Origin of the sequence: Erwinia sp. SLM-02 (assembly GCF_037450285.1) — a bacterium.
Taxonomy (GTDB): domain Bacteria; phylum Pseudomonadota; class Gammaproteobacteria; order Enterobacterales; family Enterobacteriaceae; genus Erwinia.
Window position 1 is genome coordinate 392,096 of sequence record NZ_JAQISN010000003.1, and the last position, 25,287, is coordinate 417,382.

Annotated in this window: 24 protein-coding genes; 18 read left to right on the forward strand and 6 right to left on the reverse strand. The window is 55.7% G+C overall.

The genetic code is table 11. The features are described from left to right. Positions 1-2: 2 nt before the first annotated feature. From rsmH to lpxC, 15 genes are all read left to right on the forward strand, one after another. The gene (gene rsmH / locus PGH32_RS18645) at positions 3-944 is read left to right on the forward strand and encodes a 16S rRNA (cytosine(1402)-N(4))-methyltransferase RsmH (RefSeq protein ID WP_337894803.1); all 942 of its coding nucleotides are present in this window, start codon (positions 3-5) and stop codon (positions 942-944) included. Next, complete coding sequence (gene ftsL / locus PGH32_RS18650; RefSeq protein ID WP_314421335.1) at positions 941-1,261, forward strand: cell division protein FtsL; 321 nt, start codon at positions 941-943, stop codon at positions 1,259-1,261. The genes rsmH and ftsL overlap by 4 nt, the downstream gene beginning before the upstream one ends. A 15-nt stretch (positions 1,262-1,276) precedes the next feature. After that, positions 1,277-3,043, forward strand: coding sequence for a peptidoglycan glycosyltransferase FtsI (locus PGH32_RS18655; RefSeq protein WP_314421334.1), 1,767 nt, complete (start codon positions 1,277-1,279; stop codon positions 3,041-3,043). Then, a complete protein-coding gene (gene murE / locus PGH32_RS18660) occupies positions 3,030-4,517 on the forward strand; it encodes a UDP-N-acetylmuramoyl-L-alanyl-D-glutamate--2,6-diaminopimelate ligase (protein ID WP_337894804.1) in 1,488 nt (495 codons plus the stop codon). The genes PGH32_RS18655 and murE overlap by 14 nt, the downstream gene beginning before the upstream one ends. Then, positions 4,514-5,875 (forward strand): UDP-N-acetylmuramoyl-tripeptide--D-alanyl-D-alanine ligase, encoded by a 1,362-nt coding sequence (gene murF, locus PGH32_RS18665; protein ID WP_337894805.1) that lies wholly within the window; start codon positions 4,514-4,516, stop codon positions 5,873-5,875. Before murE ends, murF begins: the two co-directional genes overlap by 4 nt. Beyond that, entirely contained in the window at positions 5,869-6,951 is a 1,083-nt protein-coding gene (gene mraY / locus PGH32_RS18670) for a phospho-N-acetylmuramoyl-pentapeptide-transferase (protein WP_314421324.1), read from the forward strand. Before murF ends, mraY begins: the two co-directional genes overlap by 7 nt. 2 nt (positions 6,952-6,953) lie before the next feature. Next, positions 6,954-8,270 carry a UDP-N-acetylmuramoyl-L-alanine--D-glutamate ligase gene (gene murD / locus PGH32_RS18675; protein WP_337894806.1) on the forward strand — a complete coding sequence of 439 codons (1,317 nt, stop codon included), beginning with the start codon at positions 6,954-6,956 and terminating at the stop codon, positions 8,268-8,270. Further along, positions 8,270-9,478 (forward strand): cell division protein FtsW, encoded by a 1,209-nt coding sequence (ftsW, locus tag PGH32_RS18680; protein ID WP_314421320.1) that lies wholly within the window; start codon positions 8,270-8,272, stop codon positions 9,476-9,478. Before murD ends, ftsW begins: the two co-directional genes overlap by 1 nt. Before the next feature lie 3 nt (positions 9,479-9,481). Further along, on the forward strand, positions 9,482-10,540 hold the full coding sequence (gene murG, locus PGH32_RS18685; protein ID WP_337894807.1) for an undecaprenyldiphospho-muramoylpentapeptide beta-N-acetylglucosaminyltransferase: 1,059 nt from the start codon (positions 9,482-9,484) through the stop codon (positions 10,538-10,540). Positions 10,541-10,600: 60 nt separating this feature from the next. Next, on the forward strand, positions 10,601-12,076 hold the full coding sequence (murC, locus tag PGH32_RS18690; protein WP_337894808.1) for a UDP-N-acetylmuramate--L-alanine ligase: 1,476 nt from the start codon (positions 10,601-10,603) through the stop codon (positions 12,074-12,076). Continuing rightward, a complete protein-coding gene (locus tag PGH32_RS18695; protein ID WP_123337233.1) occupies positions 12,069-12,989 on the forward strand; it encodes a D-alanine--D-alanine ligase in 921 nt (306 codons plus the stop codon). The genes murC and PGH32_RS18695 overlap by 8 nt, the downstream gene beginning before the upstream one ends. A gap of 1 nt (position 12,990) precedes the next feature. Next, positions 12,991-13,830: a cell division protein FtsQ gene (ftsQ, locus tag PGH32_RS18700; RefSeq protein ID WP_314421308.1), complete on the forward strand. Its 840-nt coding sequence runs from the start codon at positions 12,991-12,993 to the stop codon at positions 13,828-13,830. Beyond that, positions 13,827-15,083 (forward strand): cell division protein FtsA, encoded by a 1,257-nt coding sequence (ftsA, locus tag PGH32_RS18705; protein WP_105595356.1) that lies wholly within the window; start codon positions 13,827-13,829, stop codon positions 15,081-15,083. Before ftsQ ends, ftsA begins: the two co-directional genes overlap by 4 nt. Positions 15,084-15,161: 78 nt before the next feature. Then, the gene (gene ftsZ, locus PGH32_RS18710) at positions 15,162-16,316 is read left to right on the forward strand and encodes a cell division protein FtsZ (protein WP_105595357.1); all 1,155 of its coding nucleotides are present in this window, start codon (positions 15,162-15,164) and stop codon (positions 16,314-16,316) included. 101 nt (positions 16,317-16,417) lie between these two features. Further along, positions 16,418-17,335, forward strand: coding sequence for a UDP-3-O-acyl-N-acetylglucosamine deacetylase (lpxC, locus tag PGH32_RS18715; RefSeq protein WP_105595358.1), 918 nt, complete (start codon positions 16,418-16,420; stop codon positions 17,333-17,335). A gap of 12 nt (positions 17,336-17,347) precedes the next feature. Here the strand turns inward: lpxC and PGH32_RS18720 are convergent, their stop codons facing one another. After that, a complete protein-coding gene (locus PGH32_RS18720; protein WP_314421296.1) occupies positions 17,348-17,857 on the reverse strand; it encodes a DUF721 domain-containing protein in 510 nt (169 codons plus the stop codon). Positions 17,858-17,878: 21 nt separating this feature from the next. Here PGH32_RS18720 and secM point away from each other — a divergent pair, with 21 nt between their 5' ends. Then, entirely contained in the window at positions 17,879-18,382 is a 504-nt protein-coding gene (gene secM, locus PGH32_RS18725; protein ID WP_337894809.1) for a secA translation cis-regulator SecM, read from the forward strand. 74 nt (positions 18,383-18,456) lie between these two features. After that, positions 18,457-21,162, forward strand: a complete 2,706-nt coding sequence (gene secA / locus PGH32_RS18730) for a preprotein translocase subunit SecA (protein ID WP_314421284.1) — start codon at positions 18,457-18,459, stop codon at positions 21,160-21,162. Between the two features lie 115 nt (positions 21,163-21,277). On the opposite strand, the gene PGH32_RS18735 is transcribed toward secA, so the two are convergent. Beyond that, positions 21,278-22,057 (reverse strand): prepilin peptidase, encoded by a 780-nt coding sequence (locus PGH32_RS18735; protein ID WP_443112809.1) that lies wholly within the window; start codon positions 22,055-22,057, stop codon positions 21,278-21,280. 208 nt (positions 22,058-22,265) lie between these two features. Beyond that, a complete protein-coding gene (locus tag PGH32_RS18740) occupies positions 22,266-22,856 on the reverse strand; it encodes a winged helix-turn-helix domain-containing protein (protein ID WP_314421273.1) in 591 nt (196 codons plus the stop codon). A 367-nt stretch (positions 22,857-23,223) separates the two neighbouring features. On the opposite strand from PGH32_RS18740, the gene mutT reads away from it, so the two are divergent. Next, complete coding sequence (gene mutT, locus PGH32_RS18745) at positions 23,224-23,616, forward strand: 8-oxo-dGTP diphosphatase MutT (protein WP_314421271.1); 393 nt, start codon at positions 23,224-23,226, stop codon at positions 23,614-23,616. Positions 23,617-23,657: 41 nt separating this feature from the next. Here the strand turns inward: mutT and yacG are convergent, their stop codons facing one another. Genes yacG through coaE form a run of 3 tightly spaced genes read right to left on the reverse strand, consistent with a single transcriptional unit; the run spans position 23,658 to position 25,232 of the window. Then, the gene (yacG, locus tag PGH32_RS18750) at positions 23,658-23,861 is read right to left on the reverse strand and encodes a DNA gyrase inhibitor YacG (RefSeq protein WP_314421267.1); all 204 of its coding nucleotides are present in this window, start codon (positions 23,859-23,861) and stop codon (positions 23,658-23,660) included. Positions 23,862-23,872: 11 nt separating this feature from the next. Further along, entirely contained in the window at positions 23,873-24,616 is a 744-nt protein-coding gene (gene zapD, locus PGH32_RS18755; protein ID WP_337894812.1) for a cell division protein ZapD, read from the reverse strand. 4 nt (positions 24,617-24,620) lie between these two features. Beyond that, complete coding sequence (gene coaE, locus PGH32_RS18760; RefSeq protein WP_314421258.1) at positions 24,621-25,232, reverse strand: dephospho-CoA kinase; 612 nt, start codon at positions 25,230-25,232, stop codon at positions 24,621-24,623. Positions 25,233-25,287: the final 55 nt, after the last annotated feature.

Below are 25,287 nucleotides of genomic sequence, written 5' to 3' on the forward strand. Positions count from 1 at the left end.
CTATGCAGGATACTTTTAATCACACCACGGTGCTGTTGGATGAGGCGGTTAACGGCCTCAATATCAAATCTGACGGCATCTATATTGATGGCACCTTCGGGCGCGGCGGGCACTCACGCCTGATCCTCTCCCAGCTAGGTGAGCATGGACGTCTTTATGCCATCGACCGCGATCCGCAAGCTATTGCTGCTGCCGCTGAGATTACCGATCCACGCTTCAGCATTATTCACGGGCCGTTTTCGGCGCTCGCTGAATACATGGCCGAACGCGGCCTGAGCGGTAAGATCGATGGAATCTTGCTCGATCTGGGCGTTTCGTCTCCGCAGCTCGATGACGCAGAGCGCGGTTTTTCGTTTATGCGTGACGGGCCGCTGGATATGCGCATGGACCCGACGCGCGGTCACTCAGCGGCTGAATGGCTGCTGCATGCCGACGAGAGTGATATCGCGTTTGTGCTGAAAACCTTCGGTGAAGAACGCTTCGCCAAGCGTATCGCCCGCGCCATCGTTGAACGCAATCGCGTGGAACCGATGACCCGGACAAAAGAGCTGGCCGATGTGATTTATGCGGCAACGCCGGTGAAAGACAAGTTCAAGCACCCGGCGACGCGCAGTTTCCAGGCTATCCGTATCTGGGTTAACAGCGAGCTGGAAGAGATCGAGCAGGCGCTTAAGGGTGCGCTCAGCGCGCTGGCACCGGGTGGGCGGCTGTCGATTATCAGCTTCCACTCGCTGGAAGACCGTATCGTGAAGCGCTTTATGCGTGAGCAAAGCCGCGGACCGCAGGTGCCACACGGCCTGCCGATGACCGAAGCGCAGCTCAGCAGCCTTGGCGGGCGCCAGCTGAAGGCGCTGGGTAAAATGATGCCGGGTGACGCGGAAATCGCTGAAAACCCACGCGCGCGGAGTTCCGTACTGCGTATTGCGGAGAGAACGGCATCATGATCGGTAACGAGCGTCACAGCTTACCCGGCGTTATCGGTGGTGACCTGTTACGTCACGGCAAGATCCCGCTGATCCTGCTGGTTTCAGTGCTGGTTTCTTCCGTCCTGGTGGTCACTACGGCGCATAAAACGCGCCTGCTGACCGCTCAGCGTGAGCAGCTGGTTCTGGAACGTGACGCGCTGGATATTGAGTGGCGCAACCTGATCCTTGAAGAAAATGCACTGGGCGATCACAGTCGTGTGGAGCGGATAGCAACAGAGAAACTTCAACTACAACACGTTGATCCTTCTCAAGAAAACATTGTGGTACAGCAATAAGGAAACACGGACTCAATGAGAGCCGCAGGCAAAACGCAGAAACTGAAACGCACGGAAGATAAGGCCAGCTTCGTAAGCTGGCGTTTTGCGTTGCTGTGCGGCGGTATTTTTCTTGCCCTGATCGGGCTGCTGCTGCGCGTTGCCTATCTGCAGGTGATTAATCCAGACCGGCTGGTGCGCGAAGGGGATATGCGTTCCCTGCGCGTGCAGGCGATCCCGACGTCTCGCGGCATGATCAGCGACCGGGCCGGGCGTCCGCTGGCGGTGAGCGTGCCGGTGAATGCGATCTGGGCCGATCCGAAAGAACTTCACGACAAGGGTGGCATTACCCTCGACAGCCGCTGGAAGGCGCTGTCCGATGCGCTATCCATTCCTCTTGACCAGATGGCCACCCGCGTTAACGCCAATCCCAACGGCCGTTTTGTCTATCTGGCGCGCCAGGTGAATCCGGCAATTGGCGACTACATCAAAAAACTCAAGCTGCCCGGGATTTATCTGCGCGAAGAATCCCGCCGCTATTACCCGGCAGGGCAGGTGACCTCCCATCTGATTGGCTTTACCAATATTGATGGTCAGGGCATTGAGGGCGTTGAAAAAAGCTTTGATAAATGGCTGACCGGCCAGCCCGGTGAGCGCACGGTACGTAAGGATCGTAAGGGCCGCGTCATTGAGGATATCTCCTCCGTCGACAGTCAGGCAGCGCATAACCTGGCGTTGAGCATTGACGAACGTCTGCAGGCGCTGGTGTACCGCGAACTGAATAACGCGGTGGCGTTTAACAAGGCGGAATCAGGGACGGCGGTGCTGGTGGATGTTAACACCGGCGAAGTGCTGGCCATGGCCAACAGCCCGGCGTACAACCCTAATAATCTTGCCAATACCACCAAAGATGTGATGCGTAATCGGGCGATTACCGACATCTTCGAGCCGGGCTCCACCGTGAAACCGATGGTGGTAATGACCGCGCTGCAGCGGGGCGTGGTGCGTGAAAACAGCGTGCTGAATACCATTCCTTATCGAATTAACGGCCATGAGATCAAAGACGTGGCGCGTTACAGTGAACTCACCCTGACCGGGGTGCTCCAGAAGTCGTCTAACGTCGGGGTTTCTCGCCTGGCGCTGGCGATGCCGTCCAATGCGCTGGTAGACACTTACGCGCGCTTTGGATTTGGCAAAGCGACCAATTTGGGGTTGGTCGGAGAAAGCAGTGGCTTATATCCTCAAAAACAACGGTGGTCTGACATAGAGAGGGCCACCTTCTCTTACGGCTACGGGCTGATGGTAACGCCGTTACAGTTAGCGCGAGTCTATGCAACCATCGGCAGCTATGGCGTATATCGCCCGCTGTCGATCACCAAAGTTGACCCGCCAGTAGCGGGTCAACGCGTCTTCCCTGAAGCGACCGTGCGCACCGTGGTGCATATGATGGAGAGCGTGGCTCTGCCTGGCGGCGGCGGGGTGAAGGCGGCCATCAAAGGCTATCGTATTGCGATTAAGACCGGTACGGCGAAGAAAGTCGGCCCGGATGGCAAATACGTCAATAAATACATTGCTTATACCGCCGGTGTTGCACCGGCAAGCAACCCTCGTTTTGCGCTGGTGGTAGTGATTAACGATCCGCAGGCCGGCAAATATTACGGCGGTGCGGTTTCTGCACCGGTGTTTGGCGCGATTATGGGTGGCGTACTGCGCACCATGAACGTTGAGCCGGATGCGCTGCCGACCACTGACAAAAGCGAGATGGTAACTAACAAGAGTGAGGGATCGCGTGACCGATCGTAATCTGCACGACTTACTGGCCCCCTGGGTAGCTGGTTTGCCTGCGCGCGCGCTGAATGAAATGACACTGGACAGCCGCGTTGCGGCTTCCGGCGATCTCTTTGTAGCGATTAAAGGACATGCGGCAGATGGCCGTCGTTTTATCCCCCAGGCGATTGCCCAGGGCGTGGCGGCGGTGATTGCGGACGCCGAAGGCGAAGCGGAAGACGGCAGCGTAGTGGAAATGCACGGCGTACCGGTGATTTACCTGTCGCAGCTTTCCCAGCGGCTGTCCGCGCTGGCCGGGCGCTTCTATCAGCAGCCCGGCGAGAAGTTGAAGCTTATCGGCGTGACAGGCACCAACGGCAAAACCACCACGACGCAGCTTTTAGCCCAGTGGGCGCAGCTGCTGGGTGAAACCGGCGCGGTGATGGGAACCGTGGGTAACGGCCTGTACGGCCAGCTGGCCGCCGCTGAAAACACCACCGGCTCCGCGGTTGACGTCCAGCATCAGCTGGCATCGCTGGTTGAGAAAGGCGCGACGCTGGCGGCCATGGAGATTTCCTCCCACGGCCTGGTGCAGCACCGCGTTGCCGCTCTGCCGTTTGCCGCTGCGGCATTTACCAACCTGAGCCGCGATCACCTCGACTATCATGGTGATATGGCGCGTTACGAAGCGGCAAAATGGCTGCTTTTTGCCGAGCATCAGGTGGGTGAAGCCATCATTAATGCCGATGACGAAGTTGGCCGCTGCTGGCTGCAGCAGCTTCCTGATGCTGTTGCCGTCACCATGGAAAATAATTTGCAGTCCGACTGCCACGGGCGCTGGTTAAAAGCGACCGACGTGCACTATCACGACGGCGGTGCGAGCGTGAAGTTTGCCTCCAGCTGGGGCAACGGTGAATTTGAAAGCCGCCTGATGGGTGCCTTTAACGTCAGCAACCTGCTGGTGGCCCTGGCGACGCTGCTGTCGCTTGATTATCCACTGGCCGCACTGACCGCAACGGCAAACCAGCTACAGCCGGTGACAGGCCGTATGGAAGTGTTTACTGCCCCGGGCAAACCGACGGTAGTCGTGGATTACGCCCACACCCCGGATGCGCTGGAAAAAGCGCTGGCTGCTGCGCGCTTGCACTGCAAAGGCAAGCTGTGGTGCGTGTTCGGCTGCGGTGGCGATCGCGATAAAGGCAAGCGTCCGTTGATGGGCGCTATCGCCGAGCAGTTTGCCGATGTAGTGGTGATCACCGATGACAATCCGCGCAGTGAAGATCCGGCGTCGATTGTGGCCGATGTGCTTACCGGTCTGCTGGATCCAAGCCGCGCTCGCGTTGTTCTTGGACGTGCGCAAGCGGTCACTAACGCCGTCATGCAGGCGCAGGAAGGCGACATCGTGCTGGTGGCGGGGAAAGGCCACGAGGATTATCAAATCATCGGCCAGCAGCGCTTTGATTATTCCGACCGGGTTACCGTCGCGCGGCTGCTGGGGGTGGTGGCATGATCGCCTTTACCCTGAAGCAGCTGGCCGAAATCACCGGGGGAACGCTGTTCGGTAACGATGCAACGATCGATGCCGTCACCACCGACACCCGTAAGATTACCGCCGGTTGCCTGTTTATTGCCCTTAAGGGCGAGCGTTTCGATGCGCATGACTTCGCGGACGAGGCGGTTAAGGCCGGTTCTTCGGCACTGTTGGTGAGTAAGCGCTTACCAGTAGAGGTCGCTCAGGTGGTGGTGGAAGACACCCGCCTCGCGCTTGGTCGCATTGCCGGTTGGGTGCGCCAGCAGTCTTCTGCCCGCGTGGTCGCGCTGACCGGTTCCTCCGGCAAAACGTCCGTGAAAGAAATGACCGCCGCGATCCTGCGTGAATGTGGCGAAACGCTGTACACCGCGGGCAATCTTAATAATGACATCGGCGTGCCGCTGACGCTGCTGCGCCTGACGGCAGAACATCAGTATGCGGTGATTGAGCTGGGTGCAAACCACCAGGGTGAGATCGCTTACACCACCGAATTAACCCGCCCGGAAGCGGCGCTGGTCAATAATCTGGCGGCGGCGCATCTGGAAGGCTTTGGCTCTCTAGCCGGAGTGGCAAAGGCCAAAGGCGAAATTTTTAACGGGCTGCCACTGCACGGCACGGCCATTATCAACGCCGACAGCAATGACTGGCCGCACTGGCAGGCATCGCTTCAGAGCAAAACCGTCTGGCGTTTTTCGCCGGAGCAGCAGGCCGACGGCGACTTCTATGCCAGCGGGGTCCGCTTCAGCACCCGCGGAACGCTTTTTGTCATGCATACCCCGCAGGGCGAGATCGACATTACGCTGCCGCTGCCGGGCCGCCACAATATTGCCAACGCGCTCGCCGCCGCTGCGCTTTCACTTTCGGTGGGCGCACCGCTCAGCGCTATTCGTCAGGGGCTGAGTTCGCTGCAGGCCGTGCCGGGTCGTCTGTTCCCTGTTGTGCTTGATGACGATCGGCTGCTGCTGGATGACAGCTACAACGCCAACGTCGGATCCATGACGGCGGCTGCACAGGTGCTGGCTGAAATGCCGGGCTACCGCGTGATGATCGTTGGCGATATGGGCGAGCTTGGGGCGGAGGCTGCCGAATGCCACCGTCAGGTCGGCGAAGCAATTCGCCTGGCCGGGATCGATAAGGTTTTAAGCACGGGCAACCTCAGCCATGACATCAGCGATGCCAGCGGCGTAGGGGAGCATTTCAGTGATAAGGCATTACTTAGCGCTCGCGCGCTGGCGCTGCTTTCTGAACATCAAAAGATAACCGTATTAGTCAAAGGATCGCGTAGTTCTGCAATGGAGCAGATCGTACGTACCTTACAGGAGAAAGGCGCATGTTAGTCTGGCTGGCCGAGCATTTGGTCTCTTTATATTCTGGCTTTAACGTCTTTTCGTATCTGACGTTTCGCGCCATTGTCAGCCTGCTGACCGCATTGTTTATCTCGCTGTGGATGGGCCCACGGATGATCGCCCGCCTGCAGGAAATGTCATTTGGCCAGGTGGTGCGTAACGATGGCCCGGAGTCGCACTTCAGCAAGCGCGGCACGCCGACCATGGGCGGGATTATGATCCTGACCTCGATCACCATTTCCGTTCTGCTGTGGGCCTATCCGTCAAATCCTTACGTCTGGTGCGTGCTGTTTGTGCTGGTGGGCTACGGCATTGTTGGCTTTGTGGATGATTACCGCAAGGTCGTGCGCAAGGATACCAAGGGGCTTATCGCCCGCTGGAAATACTTCTGGCAGTCGGTTATCGCTCTGGCCGTGGCCTTTGCGATGTATGCGATTGGTAAAGACACGCCGGCTACTCAGCTGGTCGTACCGTTCTTTAAGGATGTGATGCCGCAGCTGGGCCTGCTTTATCTGCTGCTGGCCTACTTCGTCATCGTTGGCACCAGCAACGCCGTTAACCTCACCGATGGCCTGGACGGGCTGGCGATTATGCCAACGGTGTTTGTTGCAGCAGGTTTTGCCTTAGTTGCCTGGGCCACCGGTAACGTCAAATTCGCTGAGTATCTGCATATTCCTTATCTGCGCCATGCCGGTGAGCTGGTGATTGTCTGTACCGCGATTGTCGGTGCCGGCCTTGGATTCCTGTGGTTTAACACCTATCCGGCGCAGGTCTTTATGGGTGATGTCGGTTCTCTGGCACTCGGCGGTGCGCTCGGTACGATCGCCGTGCTGCTGCGTCAGGAGTTCCTGCTGGTGATTATGGGCGGCGTATTCGTGGTCGAAACCCTGTCCGTTATTCTGCAGGTTGGCTCGTTTAAATTGCGCGGCCAGCGTATTTTCCGCATGGCGCCGATTCACCACCATTACGAACTGAAAGGCTGGCCGGAACCGCGCGTGATCGTGCGCTTCTGGATTATTTCACTGATGCTGGTGCTGATTGGCCTGGCAACGCTGAAGGTACGTTAATCATGGCTGACTATCAGGGTAAAAAAGTCGTCATCATCGGATTGGGCCTCACCGGCCTTTCCTGCGTTGATTTCTTTTTAGCGCGCGGCGTAACGCCGCGCGTGATGGATACCCGCGTCGTACCGCCAGGGCTGGAAAAACTCCCGGCGGCGGTTGAACGCTGGCTGGGATCGCTGAACGACAGCTGGCTTCTGGACGCTGACCTGATAGTCGCCAGCCCGGGGATGGCTCTGGCGCATCCTTCACTGATGGATGCGGCGGAGGCGGGCGTTGAGATTGTTGGCGATATCGAACTGTTCTGCCGCGAAGCTCAGGCACCGATTGTCGCCATTACCGGCTCGAACGGGAAAAGCACCGTCACAACGCTGGTGGGCGAAATGGCACAGGCCGCAGGCTGGCAGGTGGGCGTCGGCGGCAATATCGGCCTCCCGGCGCTGATGCTGCTGGATAAACCGGCGCAGCTGTACGTGCTGGAACTTTCCAGCTTCCAGCTGGAAACAACGAGCAGCCTGCACGCGGCGGCGGCAACCATCCTCAACGTCACTGAAGATCATATGGACCGCTACCCGCTCGGCATGCAGCAGTATCGTGCCGCCAAGTTACGGATTTATGAAAACGCGGCGGTGTGCGTGGTCAACGCGGATGACGCCATGACCATGCCGGTACGCGGCGCTGACCAGCGCTGCGTCAGCTTTGGCGTGGACGTGGGTGACTATCATCTTAATCGCCAGCAGGGGAATACCTGGCTGCGGGTCAAAGGTGAGAAGGTGCTGAACACCGCTGAAATGAACCTGACGGGCCAACATAACTTCACCAATGCGCTGGCCGCGCTGGCGCTGGCGGATGCCGTCGGCCTGCCGCGTGCGACCAGCCTGAAAGCCCTGACGACCTTCGCTGGCCTGGCACACCGCTTCCAGCTGGTGCGTGACAATAACGGCGTGCGCTGGATCAACGATTCCAAAGCCACCAACGTTGGCAGTACCGAGGCGGCGCTGAATGGTTTACAGGTTGCCGGTACGCTGTGGCTGCTACTGGGCGGAGACGGCAAATCCGCCGATTTCAGCTCGCTGACCCGCTACCTGCAGGGCGACAACATTCGCGTTTACTGCTTTGGCCGCGACGGCGCGGAACTGGCGGCGCTGCGGCCGGACATCTCTGTACAGACGGAGACGATGGCGGAAGCGATGGCGCAGATTGCCGTTCAGGTGAAATCGGGCGATATGGTGCTGCTGTCACCCGCCTGTGCCAGCCTCGATCAGTTTAAAAACTTTGAGCAGCGCGGCGACCTGTTTGCCCAGCTGGCACAGGAGATGGGCTGATGCGTATACCCGGTCTGAGCCTTGCCGGTGGCATTTCCGATCGCCTGAAGGGCTGGGTGATGGGATCGCGCGAAAGCGATACCAACTCCATGGTGCTGTACGACCGCATGCTGCTGTGGCTGACCTTTGGCCTGGCAATTATCGGTTTTGTGATGGTGACGTCGGCATCGATGCCGGTGGGGCAGCGCCTCTCGGACGATCCGTTTTATTTCGCCAAGCGTGATGCGTTCTATATTGCGCTGGCGTTCGGCATGTCGCTGGTTACGCTGCGGGTGCCGATGGCTTTCTGGCAGCGCTACAGCAACATTATGCTGATGGTCACGATTGTGATGCTGCTGGTGGTGCTGGTGGTGGGAAGCTCGGTAAACGGGGCATCGCGCTGGATCGCCCTTGGACCGCTGCGTATTCAGCCCGCCGAGCTGTCAAAGCTGGCCCTGTTTTGCTATCTGGCCAGCTATCTGGTGCGCAAGGTTGAAGAGGTTCGCCATAACTTCTGGGGCTTCTGTAAGCCAATGGGCGTGATGGTGGTGCTGGCCGTGCTGCTGTTGGCCCAGCCGGACCTGGGAACCGTGGTGGTCCTGTTCGTGACCACGCTGGCGATGCTGTTTCTTGCCGGAGCGAAACTATGGCAGTTCCTCGCGATTATCGGCTCCGGAATTTTTGCCGTTTGCCTGCTGATTGTGGCGGAACCGTACCGTATGCGACGCGTAACGTCGTTCTGGAACCCGTGGGAAGATCCGTTCGGCAGCGGCTACCAGTTAACCCAGTCGCTGATGGCATTTGGCCGCGGTGAATTCTGGGGCCAGGGCCTTGGGAACTCGGTGCAGAAACTGGAATATTTACCGGAAGCGCACACCGATTTTATCTTCTCGATAATTGGGGAAGAACTGGGTTATATCGGTGTGGTTTTCGCGTTGTTAATGGTATTCTTCGTCGCTTTTCGCGCGATGTCCATCGGGCGAAAGGCGTTAGAAATCGATCAGCGTTTTTCCGGCTTTCTGGCGTGTTCAATCGGCGTCTGGTTCAGCTTCCAGGCTCTGGTTAACGTTGGCGCTGCGGCGGGAATGCTACCGACTAAAGGTCTGACGCTGCCGCTAATCAGTTACGGTGGATCGAGTCTGATAATTATGTCGACCGCCATCGTACTGTTGTTACGTATTGATTATGAAACGCGTCTGGCGAAGGCCCAGGCGTTTACGAGAGGGTAGTCGATGAGTGGAAAGCGACTGATGGTGATGGCCGGTGGTACCGGGGGGCACGTTTTCCCCGGGCTGGCAGTAGCGCACCATCTGATGGCACAGGGCTGGCAGGTTCGCTGGCTGGGAACCGCAGACCGGATGGAAGCGGACCTGGTGCCAAAACACGGAATCGACATCGAATTTATTCGCATCAGTGGGCTACGCGGTAAAGGGATCAAAGCGCAGCTGGCAGCACCGCTGCGTATCTTCAACGCCTGGCGCCAGGCGCGGGCGATTATGAAGCGCTGGCAGCCGGATGTGGTGCTGGGAATGGGGGGCTATGTCTCCGGTCCCGGTGGCCTGGCCGCGTGGAGCTGCGGTATTCCGGTGGTGCTGCATGAACAAAACGGCATTGCCGGGCTGACCAACAAGTGGCTGGCAAAAATTGCCAAAAAAGTGATGCAGGCGTTTCCCGGTGCCTTTCCGAATGCGGAAGTCGTCGGTAACCCGGTGCGCACCGATGTGCTGGCGCTGCCGTTACCGGCAGAACGTCTGACCGGGCGTGTGGGACCGACCCGCGTGCTGGTTATCGGCGGTAGCCAGGGCGCACGCATCCTGAACCAGACGCTGCCCGAGGTGGCCGCGATCCTGGGCGACAGCATTACGCTGTGGCACCAGGTGGGGAAGGGGGCGCTGGACAGCGTCAATCAGGCTTATGCGCAGGTAGGGCAGACCCAGCATAAAGTCGCAGAATTTATTGATGATATGGCGGAAGCCTATGCCTGGGCGGACGTTGTGGTATGCCGTTCCGGCGCACTGACCGTCAGCGAAGTCGCGGCGGCAGGATTACCGGCGATTTTCGTCCCGTTCCAACATAAAGATCGCCAGCAGTACTGGAACGCGCTGCCGCTTGAACAGGCAGGCGCCGCAAAAATTTATGAGCAGCCGCAGTTTACTGCAGAAACGGTGGCTTCAACGCTGGCAGGCTGGGATCGCGCAACGCTGCTGCAGATGGCCGAAAAGGCCCGCGCCGTTGCCATTCCGGATGCAACAGAGCGCGTCGCTGCTGAAGTCAGCAAAGCGGCGCTGTAAACACTATTTGCTGGAGCGGGAACACCCGCTTCAAAGAAACACAGGTGTGGCAAAGAAGAGATGAATACACAACAACTGGCAAAACTGCGTTCTATCGTGCCCGAGATGCGTCGCGTCCGGCACATCCATTTTGTTGGCATCGGTGGTGCCGGCATGGGCGGTATTGCCGAAGTGTTGGCGAATGAAGGTTATGAAATCAGCGGCTCTGACCTGGCACCGAATGCGGTGACCCAGCATCTGAGCGCGCTGGGCGCAACTCTCTATTTCAACCATCGCCCGGAAAACGTCAGCGATGCCAGCGTGGTCGTGGTTTCCACGGCGGTCGCGCAGGACAACCCGGAAGTGGTTGCCGCGCGTGAAGCGCGCATCCCGGTTATCCGCCGCGCGGAGATGCTGGCCGAGCTGATGCGCTTCCGCCACGGTATTGCGATTGCCGGCACGCACGGGAAAACCACGACCACGGCGATGGTTTCCAGCATTTATGCCGAAGGTGGGCTGGATCCGACCTTCGTGAACGGTGGGCTGGTTAAGGCCGCAGGCACCCATGCGCGCCTGGGCAGCAGCCGCTACCTGATTGCTGAAGCGGATGAGAGTGATGCCTCGTTCCTCCATCTGCAGCCGATGGTGGCCATTGTCACCAATATTGAAGCCGACCATATGGACACGTACCAGGGCGACTTTGAGAACTTAAAGCAGACGTTTATTAACTTTCTGCACAATCTGCCGTTTTACGGTCGTGCGGTACTGTGCATTGATGACGCCGTGATCCGCGATCTGATACCGCGCGTCGGGCGTCAGATCACCACCTACGGCTTCAGCGATGATGCCGATGTGCGGGTTGAAAATTATGAACAGCGCGGTGCGCAGGGCCTCTTTACGCTGGTGCGCCACGATAAACCGTTAATGCACGTCACGCTTAACGCCCCGGGTCGCCACAACGCGCTGAACGCCGCCGCCGCCGTGGCGGTTGCTACGGAAGAGGGCATTGAGGATGAAGATATCCTCAGCGCGCTGGAAAGCTTCCAGGGGACCGGGCGCCGCTTTGACTTCCTCGGCGAATATCCGCTGGCAGAAGCCAACGGTCAGGCGGGCACGGCGATGCTGGTTGATGACTATGGTCATCATCCAACCGAGGTTGACGTGACGATCAAAGCCGCACGTGCGGGCTGGCCGGACAAAAATCTGGTGATGATTTTCCAGCCGCATCGTTACACGCGAACGCGCGATCTGTATGACGATTTCGCCAACGTACTGTCGCAGGTTGATGTACTGCTGATGCTGGACGTCTATTCCGCCGGTGAGACAGCGATCCCCGGTGCTGACAGCCGTTCACTGTGCCGCACGATCCGCGGCCGTGGCAAGGTAGATCCGATTCTGGTGTCCGATCATGACGCGGTTCTGGAAACCCTGCTGCCGAAGCTTTCCGGCAATGATTTGATCCTGGTTCAGGGCGCAGGAAACGTTGGGCGTATTGCCCGTAAACTGGCAGATCTGAAGTTACAACCGCAGACGAAAGAAGAGGAATATCATGGCTGATAAAGTAGCGGTATTGCTGGGTGGAACGTCCGCAGAGCGTGACGTCTCCCTGTTATCGGGTGCGGCCGTACTGGCCGGGCTGAAAGAAGCGGGCGTGGATGCACATCCGGTCGATATTCGTGATGTTCCTGTACTGAGCCTGAAAGAACAGGGCTTTACTAAGGCCTTCATCGCGCTGCACGGTCGCGGCGGTGAAGACGGCACGCTGCAGGGCGTACTGGAGTTCCTTGATATCCCTTACACCGGTAGCGGCGTGATGGCCTCGGCCATTACGATGGATAAACTGCGCAGCAAGTTTCTGTGGCAGGGCTGTGGGCTGCCGGTTTCGCCTTATGTGGCGTTAACCCGCAAGCAGATGGATGCCGGTATTGATGGCGACGTGGCCGACAGCATTGCCGCTCTGGGGATGCCGCTGTTCGTGAAGCCAAGCCGTGAAGGCTCCAGCGTGGGGATCTCCCGCGTGAATCATGCTTCCCAACTGCACGCCGCGCTGGTTGAAGCATTCCGTCACGATGACGAAGTGCTGGTTGAAGCCTTCCTCAGCGGTCCGGAATACACCGTCGCGGTGATTGGCGATCAGATTATGCCGTCCATTCGCATTCAGGCCGCCAGCGAATTCTATGATTATCAGGCGAAGTACATTTCTGATGATACGCAATATTTCTGCCCGTCAGGATTAAACGACGAGCAGGAAGCTGAGTTAAGCCAGCTGGTGATCGCCGCATGGCGTGCTCTGGGATGCAGTGGCTGGGGCCGCGTTGATGTGATGATGGGCGGCGACGGGCGCTTCTATCTGCTGGAGGTGAACACCTCCCCGGGCATGACCAGCCACAGCCTTGTGCCAATGGCAGCAAAACAGGCAGGCCTGAGCTTCTCGCAGCTGGTAGTACGCATTCTGGAACTGGCCGACTGATATGTCTCAGGCGGCGTTAAATGTCCGAAACCGTGAAGCGCAGGAAAAAGCGCGAGCCGGGCGCAGTAATGGCTCACGCCTGGCCGGGATCCTGTTTTTGCTGATGGTTATCGGCACCATGCTGGCGGGTGGCTATGTGGTGCTCAAGTGGATGGACGATGCATCACGGCTGCCGTTATCGAAGCTGGTAGTGACGGGGCAGACCCACTACACCAGGAACGATGATATCCGTCAGGCAATTTTATCGCTTGGCGAACCCGGCACCTTTATGTCGCAGGATGTGGACATCATCCAGCAGCAGATTGAACGTCTGCCGTGGATCCAGCAGGTGAGCGTGCGCAAGCAGTGGCCGGACGAATTAAAGATTCATCTGGTTGAGTATGTGCCGGTTGCACGCTGGAATGATGTGCACATGGTGGACGCCGACGGGAAATCGTTCAGCGTTCCGGCCAGCCATCAGGATAAAGAAGTTTTACCGCTGCTGTATGGCCCGGAAGGGAGCGAAACGGAAGTGCTGACCGGTTACCACCAGATGCGGGACGTCCTGGCGGCAAGCAAGTTTAAGTTAAAGGCTGCCTCAATGACCGCGCGGCGTTCATGGCAGCTGGTGTTAGATGATGATATCCGTCTGGAGCTGGGGCGTAACGAAGATATGAAGCGACTAAAACGCTTCATCGCTCTCTACCCAACCCTGCAACAGCAGGGCCAGGCGGAACACAAGCGTATCAGCTACGTGGACCTGCGTTATGACTCTGGCGCGGCAGTAGGATGGACACCCGAACTCATTACTAGCGCTGACAGTCATCAGCAACAGAATCAGGTACAGGCTAAACAACAATGATCAAGTCGACGGACAGAAAACTGGTAGTTGGACTCGAGATAGGCACCGCGAAGGTTGCCGCCCTGGTAGGAGAAGTCCTGCCCGATGGCATGGTCAATATTATCGGGGTGGGCAGCTGCCCGTCTCGTGGCATGGATAAAGGCGGCGTTAATGACCTGGAATCGGTAGTGAAGTGCGTTCAGCGCGCTATCGATCAGGCTGAGCTGATGGCAGATTGTCAGATTTCTTCAGTTTATCTGGCGCTGTCGGGCAAACATATCAGCTGCCAGAACGAAATAGGGATGGTTCCTATTTCAGAAGAGGAAGTAACCCAGGAAGATGTGGAAAACGTGGTCCACACCGCGAAATCCGTCCGTGTTCGTGATGAACACCGCATCCTCCATGTTATTCCGCAAGAATACGCGATCGACTATCAGGAAGGGATCAAAAACCCGGTTGGATTATCCGGCGTGCGCATGCAGGCAAAAGTGCATCTGATCACCTGCCACAACGATATGGCGAAGAATATCGTCAAAGCGGTTGAACGCTGTGGCCTGAAGGTTGATCAGCTGATTTTTGCCGGGCTGGCCTCAAGTTTTGCCGTATTGACCGAAGATGAACGTGAACTGGGTGTTTGCGTCGTGGATGTCGGCGGCGGCACGATGGATATCGCGGTGTACACCGGCGGCGCGCTGCGTCACACCAAAGTTATTCCGTATGCGGGTAACGTGGTAACCAGCGATATCGCTTATGCTTTTGGTACGCCGCCAACGGATGCTGAAGCGATTAAAGTTCGTCACGGCTGCGCGCTCGGTTCAATCGTGGGCAAAGATGAAAACGTTGAAGTGCCAAGCGTGGGTGGCCGACCACCGCGCAGCCTGCAGCGTCAGACGCTGGCTGAGGTTATCGAGCCGCGTTACACCGAACTGCTGAATCTGGTCAATGACGAGATCCTGCAGCTGCAGGAGCAGCTCCGCCAGCAGGGCGTTAAACACCACCTCGCGGCCGGTATCGTTCTGACCGGCGGCGCGGCGCAGATTGAAGGATTGGCGGCTTGCGCCCAGCGTGTTTTCCACACGCAGGTGCGTATCGGACAGCCGCTGAACATCACAGGATTAACGGATTACGCGCAGGAGCCGTACTACTCAACGGCGGTTGGCTTACTGCACTACGGAAAAGAATCTCACCTCAGCGGTGAAGCAGAAGTAGAAAAAAGAGCCTCAGTGGGTAACTGGTTCAAGAGAATCAACAGCTGGCTGAGAAAAGAGTTTTAATTTTTACCATAGAGATCATGCTAGTCTTATTAGTATTAGTGATCTCCAGGCGAACAGGCACATAAACGGAGAGAAATTATGTTTGAACCTATGGAATTAACCAATGACGCGGTGATTAAAGTCATCGGCGTCGGCGGCGGCGGCGGTAATGCCGTAGAGCATATGGTGCGTGAACGTATCGAAGGCGTTGAATTCTTCGCGGTAAATACAGATGCTCAGGCCCTGCGCAAGACTGCCGTAGGCCAGACAATCCAGATCGGTAACGGAATTACCAAAGGTCTGGGCGCGGGTGCAAACCCGGAAGTCGGCCGTAACTCTGCCGAAGAAGATCGTGAAGCACTGCGTCAGGCACTGGATGGTGCAGACATGGTGTTTATCGCTGCCGGTATGGGCGGCGGTACCGGTACCGGTGCTGCGCCTGTCGTTGCTGAAGTGGCAAAAGAACTGGGCATCCTGACCGTTGCCGTGGTGACCAAGCCCTTTAATTTTGAAGGCAAAAAACGCATGGCGTTTGCCGAGCAGGGTATCGCCGAGCTGTCCAAGCATGTCGATTCACTGATCACCATTCCGAACGACAAGCTGCTGAAAGTGCTGGGTCGCGGTATTTCTCTGCTTGATGCGTTCGGCGCGGCTAACGACGTGCTGAAAGGCGCGGTGCAGGGTATCGCTGAACTGATCACCCGCCCGGGTCTGATGAACGTTGACTTTGCTGACGTGCGCACCGTGATGTCCGAAATGGGCTACGCGATGATGGGCTCCGGCGTGGCATGCGGTGAAGACCGTGCGGAAGAAGCGGCAGAAATGGCGATCTCCAGCCCGCTGCTGGAAGATATCGACCTGTCCGGTGCTCGCGGCGTGCTGGTTAACATCACCGCTGGCTTCGATCTGCGTCTCGACGAATTCGAAACCGTGGGTAACACCATCCGTGCCTTCGCATCCGACAATGCTACCGTGGTTATCGGTACATCACTGGATCCGGAAATGAACGACGAACTGCGCGTCACCGTGGTGGCAACCGGTATCGGCATGGACAAACGTCCAGAAATTACGCTGGTGACTAACAAGCAGTCTTCTCAGCCTGTGATGGACCATCGTTACCAGCAGCACGGTATGTCGCCGCTGCCGCAGGAGCAGAAGCCTGCTGCAAAAGTGGTTAACGATCAAAGTCCTCAGACTAACAAAGAGCCAGATTATCTGGATATTCCGGCGTTCCTGCGTAAGCAGGCGGATTAAGAATTTACCTAAAAAGTGGGAAAATTCACTCTTTGTGTTAAACTATTCGCCCGCCAGTACAGTAAACTGGCGATCGGATAGAATTTTTGCGAGATAATGCGATGATCAAACAACGGACATTAAAACGTATTGTTCAGACGACTGGCGTCGGTTTACATACCGGCAAAAAAGTCACGCTGACGTTACGCCCTGCGCCGGCTAATACCGGGGTCATCTATCGCCGCACTGACTTGAATCCACCGGTAGATTTTCCGGCTGATGCAAAATCCGTGCGTGATACCATGCTCTGTACTTGCCTGGTGAATGAGCATGACGTGCGTATTTCGACAGTCGAACATCTGAACGCTGCCCTTGCCGGCCTCGGTATCGATAATATTGTGGTGGAAGTTAACGCGCCTGAAATTCCTATTATGGACGGTAGCGCAGCACCCTTTATCTATCTGCTGATGGATGCCGGTATTGAAGAACTGAACAGCGCGAAAAAATTTGTCCGCATCAAACAGCCTGTCCGGGTTGAAGATGGTGACAAATGGGCCGAGCTTTCGCCGCATAATGGTTTCTCTCTGGATTTCACCATTGATTTTAACCATCCGGCAATCGACTCCAGCTCTCAGCGCTACCGCATGGACTTCTCTGCTGAAGCCTTTGCGCGTCAGATCAGCCGTGCTCGTACTTTCGGCTTTATGCGTGACATCGAAGCGCTGCAGTCTCGTGGCCTGTGCCTGGGCGGCAGCTTTGACTGTGCAATCGTGGTGGATGACTACCGCGTATTGAACGAAGACGGTTTACGCTTCGAAGACGAGTTCGTACGTCACAAAATGCTCGACGCGATCGGTGACCTGTACATGTGTGGCCATAACATCATTGGTGCGTTTACCGCATTCAAATCGGGCCATGCACTGAACAACAAGCTGCTGCAGGCGGTTCTGGCTAAGCAGGAAGCGTGGGAATGGGCAACGTTTGAAGACGAAGCTGAACTCCCGGTGACATTCAAAGCACCAAACCTGGTTCTGGCGTAAGCCATAATCACTCTAACGACTGGTTGAGCTGGTACTCTCTCCGGCCAGCGAGGCCAGTCGTTCTAATATTTTCTTCAGTTTTTCCGGGCTCTGGCTCGCGACGCTACGCAAAATTTCTGCACTGTGTTCACTCAACTGCCTGACCGGCGGTTTTTCTGCTTTTTGCACCTGATTGCTGCTTTCTTGAACGGATTCATGTCCTTTTGCCGCAAGGGAAGGATTAATCCTGATGTCGATCGACGTCAATGATGGTAATATTTGGGCACGTAATGCTGACAGCAGGCTGGATTGTTCATAGCGCAAACGCATCAACCAGCTGGCGTTAGCCGTTTCGATAACCAGGACGCCCTGGCGGAAATTAGCCACACGGCACCAGGGATGCAGCTGAGCGGGGATAACGCCCTGCACTGCACGATTCAGCTTGTTCAGGGCAATTGCGCGCTGCTGAATATTTTGCAGCATGCTTTTATCCTGGGCCTGGTCGAAATAACTTTCAATTGATTGTGGGCGACTATCACGCATAGCTAGCTCCGGCGGAACACAGTGATCGGTATTCTAAATCGTTGGCGACAATTTGGCAGACGCTATTTCTGGCCGCATCTCCTTTTGGGGATGGTCGCGGCGAGTCTCGGCCTGCCTCAGGCGTCAGCGCATGACCGCACTACCTTAGCAGAAACCTCGTCACGAAGCCTTAATATCGGTAGCGCTGCGCGTTTCGATAGCCTGGCACTGTTACAGGAAAGCGTTCGCCGCCCCGCCTTTAGCGTTGACTACTGGCACCAGCATGCGATTCGCACGGTAATCCGCCATCTGTCATTTGCTCTTACGCCTTCCGTCGTTCCGGTTGCCGAAGAGGTTCAGCCGCTGCAGGCGCAAAAACTGGCGCTGCTGGATACGCTGAATGCACTGCTGACGCATGAAGCCCGGCCACCGGTGATTATTCGCCGTACGGCTCCGCGCGACGTGTCCGTTCTTCCCTCTCTCCATATCGGCCTGTGGCTGGCCCAGGTTCGTGGCATTCGTGCCGGACCTCTCCTTCTCAGCTAAATACATATAAAAATCGTTAATAATCAAACAGTATGACCGTGGCCTTAAGCCGTGGCTGAGAGAAATTACTTATTATGTTTACAAAATTACTGACTAAAGTTTTTGGTAGCAGCAATGACCGTACCCTGCGTCGCATGCGCAAAGTCGTTGAGCAGATCGGCAAGATGGAACCGGATTTCCAGAAGCTGACCGATGATGAGCTGAAAGCAAAAACCGGCGAGTTCCGCGCACGGCTGGAAAAAGGCGAAGTGCTGGAAAACCTGATCCCGGAAGCGTTCGCCACCGTGCGTGAAGCCAGCCGCCGCGTGTTTGGTATGCGTCACTTCGACGTCCAGCTGCTGGGCGGCATGGTGCTGAACGATCGCTGCATCGCCGAGATGCGTACCGGTGAGGGTAAAACCCTGACGGCGACCCTGCCAGCCTACCTCAACGCCCTGAGCGGTAAAGGCGTGCACGTCGTCACCGTCAACGACTATCTGGCTCAGCGTGATGCCGAAAACAACCGTGGTCTGTTCGAGTTCCTGGGCCTGAGCATCGGTATTAACCTGCCGGGTATGCCAGCCCCGGCTAAACGTGCCGCCTACGCTGCCGATATCACCTACGGTACCAATAACGAATACGGCTTTGACTACCTGCGTGACAACATGGCCTTCAGCCCGGAAGAGCGCGTACAGCGCAAGCTGAACTATGCCCTGGTCGATGAGGTGGATTCGATTCTGATCGATGAAGCGCGTACGCCACTGATCATCTCCGGTCCGGCGGAAGACAGCTCAGAGCTGTACATCAAAGTGAATAAAATCATCCCTCACCTGATCCGCCAGGAGAAAGAAGACTCTGATTCTTTCCAGGGCGAAGGCCACTTCTCGGTTGACGAGAAAGCCCGCCAGGTTCATCTGACCGAACGTGGTCTGGTGACGATAGAAGGCCTGATGGTCAGCGAAGGCATCATGGAAGAAGGCGAGTCTCTCTACTCGCCGGCTAATATCATGATGATGCACCATGTGACCGCCGCGCTGCGTGCCCATGTGCTGTTCACCCGCGACGTAGACTACATCGTGAAAGACGGCGAAGTGATCATCGTCGACGAGCACACCGGTCGTACCATGCAGGGGCGTCGCTGGTCTGATGGTCTGCATCAGGCGGTAGAAGCGAAAGAAGGCGTGGATATTCAGAACGAAAACCAGACGCTGGCTTCGATCACCTTCCAGAACTATTTCCGCCTGTACAACAAGCTGGCCGGTATGACCGGTACGGCGGATACGGAAGCCTTTGAATTCAGCTCGATTTACAAGCTGGATACTATCGTGGTACCAACCAACCGCCCGATGGTGCGTAAAGATCTTCCGGACCTGGTCTACATGACCGAGAAAGAGAAAATTGATGCGATCATCGAGGATATCCGTGAGCGTACCGCTAACGGGCAGCCGGTGCTGGTCGGTACCATCTCGATTGAAAAATCAGAAGTGGTTTCCAACGAGCTGACCCGTGCGGGGATTAAACACGAAGTGCTGAACGCCAAGTTCCACGCCCGCGAAGCGGATATCGTGGCGCAGGCGGGCCAGCCGGGCGCGGTCACTATCGCCACCAACATGGCCGGTCGCGGTACGGACATCGTGCTGGGCGGCAGCTGGCAGTCTGAACTCGCCGAGCTTGAGGAACCGACTCAGGAACAAATCGACGCGATTAAGAGCGCATGGCAGATCCGCCATGATGCGGTGCTGGCTTCCGGTGGTCTGCATATTATCGGTACCGAGCGTCATGAATCACGCCGTATTGATAACCAGCTTCGCGGTCGTTCAGGTCGTCAGGGTGACAACGGTTCATCCCGCTTCTATCTGTCGATGGAAGATGCCCTGATGCGTATTTTCGCCTCGGATCGCGTTTCCAATATGATGCGTAAGCTGGGAATGAAGCCTGGCGAAGCCATCGAGCATCCGTGGGTCACCAAAGCGATTGCCAACGCACAGCGTAAGGTTGAAAGCCGCAACTTCGATATTCGTAAGCAGCTGCTTGAATATGATGACGTAGCCAACGATCAGCGTCGTGCCATTTACACCCAGCGTAATGAGCTGCTGGACGTATCCGACGTTTCAGAAACCATTATCAGCATTCGCGAAGACGTCTTCAAGGCGACCCTCGACAGCTATATTCCACCGCAGTCGCTGGAAGAAATGTGGGACATCCCTGGCCTGCAGGAGCGCCTGAAAACTGATTTCGACCTTGACCTGCCGATTGGCGAGTGGCTGGATAAAGAGCCAGATCTGCATGAAGAAACGCTGCGCGATCGTATTATGGATCAGGCGAAAGAGCAGTATCAGCGCAAAGAAGAAGTCGTTGGCGCTGAAATGATGCGTAACTTCGAAAAAGGCGTGATGCTGCAGACGCTGGACTCCCTGTGGAAAGAGCACCTTGCCGCAATGGACTACCTGCGTCAGGGCATCCATCTGCGCGGCTACGCGCAAAAGGATCCTAAGCAGGAATACAAACGCGAATCCTTCGCTATGTTCGCTGCTATGCTGGAGTCGCTGAAGTATGAAGTCATCAGCACGCTGAGTAAGGTTCAGGTCCGCATGCCGGAAGAAGTCGAGCAAATGGAAGAGCAGCGCCGTCAGGAAGCTGAACGTCTGGCTCAGCAGCAGCACCTCAGCCATGTTGATGATGAAACCGAAGCCGCTCAGGAACTGGCCTCGCAGACCGGCGAGCGTAAAGTGGGCCGTAACGACCTGTGCCCTTGCGGCTCGGGTAAAAAATACAAACAGTGTCACGGCCGCCTGGCGTAATCTGCCAGCCAGCTGAGATCTGAAATCAGGGCCGGGTGAATACCCGGCCTTTTTTTGTCTGAAGGAACAGCAATCAAGGAAAAGCAAAGAGAGATTGAAGGCCGATGAATGAGACTTAGGCCGCGTTGTCGATAATAAACAGTATGAGGCCTGCTGCAGCCAACCCGGGGCCGAACGGAAAGGGGGCCGTTAACGATCGTTGATTTATCCGTCGGCTGATGCAAAGCCAGATCAGGCTGCCTCCCGACGCCAGCAACAGCAGCAGCGGCAACGCCTGCCAGCCGAGCCATGCGCCCAAAGCGGCCAGCAGCTTTGCATCCCCCATGCCCAGCGCCTCTTTCCCACGCAGTAAGCGATAGCCATGCGCAAGCAGCCACAGCACCAGGTAACCGCTCAGCGCCCCGATGACGCTCTGTTGCAATGAAATATGCGGCAGGCAGTGGAGGAGCTGAAACAACATCCCCAGCCATAACAGCGAAAGCGTTAGTAAATCAGGTAAAAGCTGGTGCTCAATGTCGATGAAGGTCAGTGCCAGCAGCAGCCAGGTAAGCGTCCAGGAGGCAATCAGCGTTCCTCCTGCCGGCAGCATTGCCGCCATCATGATACACAGCAGCATGCTGCACACTTCGACAAGTGGATAGCGGTAGGGTATGGCGTGAGAACAGCGGCGGCAGTGGCCGTGTAAAATGAGCCAGCTTAACAGGGGGATATTGTCATACCATGCGAGTGTAAAACCACATCGGGGGCAGTGCGATCGCGGCAGCCACAGATTGTAGCCCTCCTCCTCCTGTTGCTTGATCATGCGCGGCAGGCGATAAATGACCACGTTGAGCAGGCTGCCGATGCAGGCACCCGAAAGCGCGGCAAAAAAATACAGAACGAAATTATTCATCAGGTAACTCCCTTTACCCTTTACATACTCGCTGGCAGGGCCAGCCTGTTGCTGCATTGCGTCAGTGTGCCCGGTAAGGCCTGAGCGTCACATCCTGCACCCAGTCTACGAGAAGCTGGCGCCATTTATCAGACCTGGACGGAATAAATGGCGACCTGTATCAGACTATGGAAGCCTGTTCGCAAATTAATCTTCTTCAGCACGGGTGCTCTCAGATAAACACGACGAGGGCCACAAACATGCAAAGAATAAAGGCGTTCTGTGCAACGGATGAATAAGAAAAATAAGGCGTTCCTGTAAACGGGTTAGCGTTAATGGCAGGGTGCCGTTGCACATTTTCTTTATTTACCACGGTGTTACTCACGGTGTTATCATCATTTGCTTGCGAATCGACAGCCGTTCTCTCCTCTTTTTCTGGCGTAACATTTTCAGTCTGATCCCCGGCCAGGATCTTCCATTGTTTTTCATTCAATTTCAAACCATAGTACGGCACCGTAATCAGCAGGTTATCAGGTAATCCGTTGCGATGTAAAAGTGCCCTGAGTTGGAATGTCAGTTGATGATAGTTGTTATCACTGATACGTTGATGATTCTCGTACCATACAATATTGATAATATCGCGTTTGGTATAAACCTTCTTAGTGAGGCACACCAGCAGGCGCTTCTGCGATTCATTCAGATCGATGCTAAGTTGGCGCGATGTTATTTCCAGTGTATTGGTATTGCAGTTTATGAACACGCCTTCAGATAACTCTAACGTGTCATAATTAAGTATTTCAATACATTCTTCAGTGCTAAGCATTTTGTTATCCTTATTTGTTGATATCTTTAATGCGAATAATGCTAATTTTAAGAACTCTCTTATGCAATAGCCTGAAATATTAATGAAGAGATTAATAATAAATTAATGTGTTTATATGTATGTTTTTAAAGGAAATTATTGTGATTTTATGATGTTCCTTAATAATAAATTAAAAAGGGTGGGTGGCTGTTTTTTTGTGTTTTTGGAGGGCGGGGTAGGTTTTTTTTCGTAAGGGTTGTGTTTCCTGGGCTTGTTTTTTATTGGTAATTTTTATCGTGTTTCAATGGTCCCCGTTAACGATAAGGTATTGCAGTGAGACCAGGCTAAATGTTAATGTAAAGCCGATCTTACTATCAGAGTGGAAATTATGAAGCATCTGCATATTGCCGTAGGGATTATACGTGACGAACAACGGCGTATTTTTTTGACGCAGCGTTCGGCTGATTCCCATATGGCGAATAAATGGGAGTTTGCTGGAGGGAAACTCGAGCCGGGTGAGACGGCTGAACAGGCATTAAAACGCGAGTTGAATGAAGAAGTCGGAATTGATGCGATTAGTTTTCTGCCTTTTATGAATATTGAGCATCAGTTTGACGACCGATATGTGACGATCAATTTCTTTATTGTAGAGAAATGGTTGGGGGAGCCCTATGGGCGGGAAGGGCAGCCTCAGCGTTGGGTCGCGCAAAGTGAACTGAGAGCTGAGGAATTTCCTCCGGCGAATGCCGACGTTATTGCCCGCCTGATAGCCAGCGCATAAATCGCGCGGAGTCACGGCGGGCCAAAAATTAAAGTCGGTCGCTACCTGAACTCGTCTTTTTGTTCGCTCCAGTCATCGCTGTCGTTTTGATCGCTATGGCTGGGGATATATTTCTCTTCAGCGGCCCATTCACCCAAATCAATAAGCTGGCAGCGTTTGCTGCAGAAAGGGCGCCAGGTGCTGTGTTGATCCCAGACGACCTGTTTACCACAGGTGGGGCAATCAACCATCGTTACATCACTCATTATTCATAACCTTAACAACAGGCCAGCTCGAAATCGAGACGGGCAGGGACTTCACCATTTTCGCTGTCCAGCGGCAGAAAGCGAATGGCATAACGGCTCTTGTGGCCGGAAACCTGAGGATACAGTGAATCCTCAAGCTTCAACTGTAAACGCAGCAGGTCGGCGTTTTCCGCGTTGTCCTGAAAGAAACCGTTCAGGCTGGTGTGATGACGGAATATTCCGGCCTGACGAATCAGGTCAAGGATGGTGGTCAGCGCCGAACGAATCGGTTCGAGTGAATCCAGCCACTGCTTTACCTGGCGATCGCGCAGCGATTGCTCAACGTGCAGCCAGATATGCAACGTGGGAAGATCGAAGCTGCAGCACCCGCCGGGGATACTCAGACGCTGGCGGACCAGTCCAATCATGCGATCCTCCCTCAGCGTTTGGCCCATACGCGGTGCGGCCATCAGTTCATCGTTGCGTTTTCTCAGATCACTGCTCAGGGCGTTTACCACGGTAATATCAACCCCCGGTAGCTCAGACCATGAGCGCAGTTTTTGCTGCTGTCGCTCCAGCTCTTTCAAAATCTCCGTTCTTAACTCGCCGCGTTCAAAAACGTCCAGCAATTCGGCCGCATTGCGGAAAAAAGTCAGTGCACCAAGATGGTCAACAATCGTCTGGCTGGCGGACAGCTGCTTGAGTAAGAATTCAATACGCAACCATGTGCGCATTTTTTCATTAAGTGGGTATTCAAAAAGAACCGTTGTGCTCATGCTGTTAATCCCGATCTTTTACCGAAGCCAGCGCGATGTAACGCTGGTTGAGTACGGCAACATGCGCGATCACCGCCTGAGGTGACGCACTGTTATCAATAATGTCATCAGCCACCGCCAGGCGCGCTTCGCGAGAAGCCTGGGCAGCCAAAATGTTTTCAGCCTGTTCGCGACTGATATTGTCGCGAGCCATAGTGCGGGCCAGTTGGGTTTCCCGATCCACATCAACGACCAGAATCCGGTCAGCCAGGCGTTGCAGTCCATTCTCTACCAGCAGCGGGACGACCCACAAACACCATGCAGAATGTGCTAATGCTAACTGTCGTTGCGTCTCAGCGTGGATAAGAGGGTGTAACAAATTGTTAACCCAAAGCTTTTCATCGGTGGAACTGAAGATAATCTGACGTAATCTGGCGCGGTTCAGACTCCCATTTTCCAGCAGGATGTCATCGCCAAATCGTTGATGCAGGGCGAGCAGGGCCGGCTGACCGGGTTCTACCACCTGACGGGCAATAACGTCGGCATCAATAATATCAATGCCAAGCTGTGCAAAGGCGTCAGCCACGGTACTTTTTCCACTGCCGATCCCTCCGGTCAGCGCCACGGTGTAAGGCATAGTTATTATTCTCGCTGTCCTGCTGCTGCGCATCTGCTACGTTACCGGGCTTTTA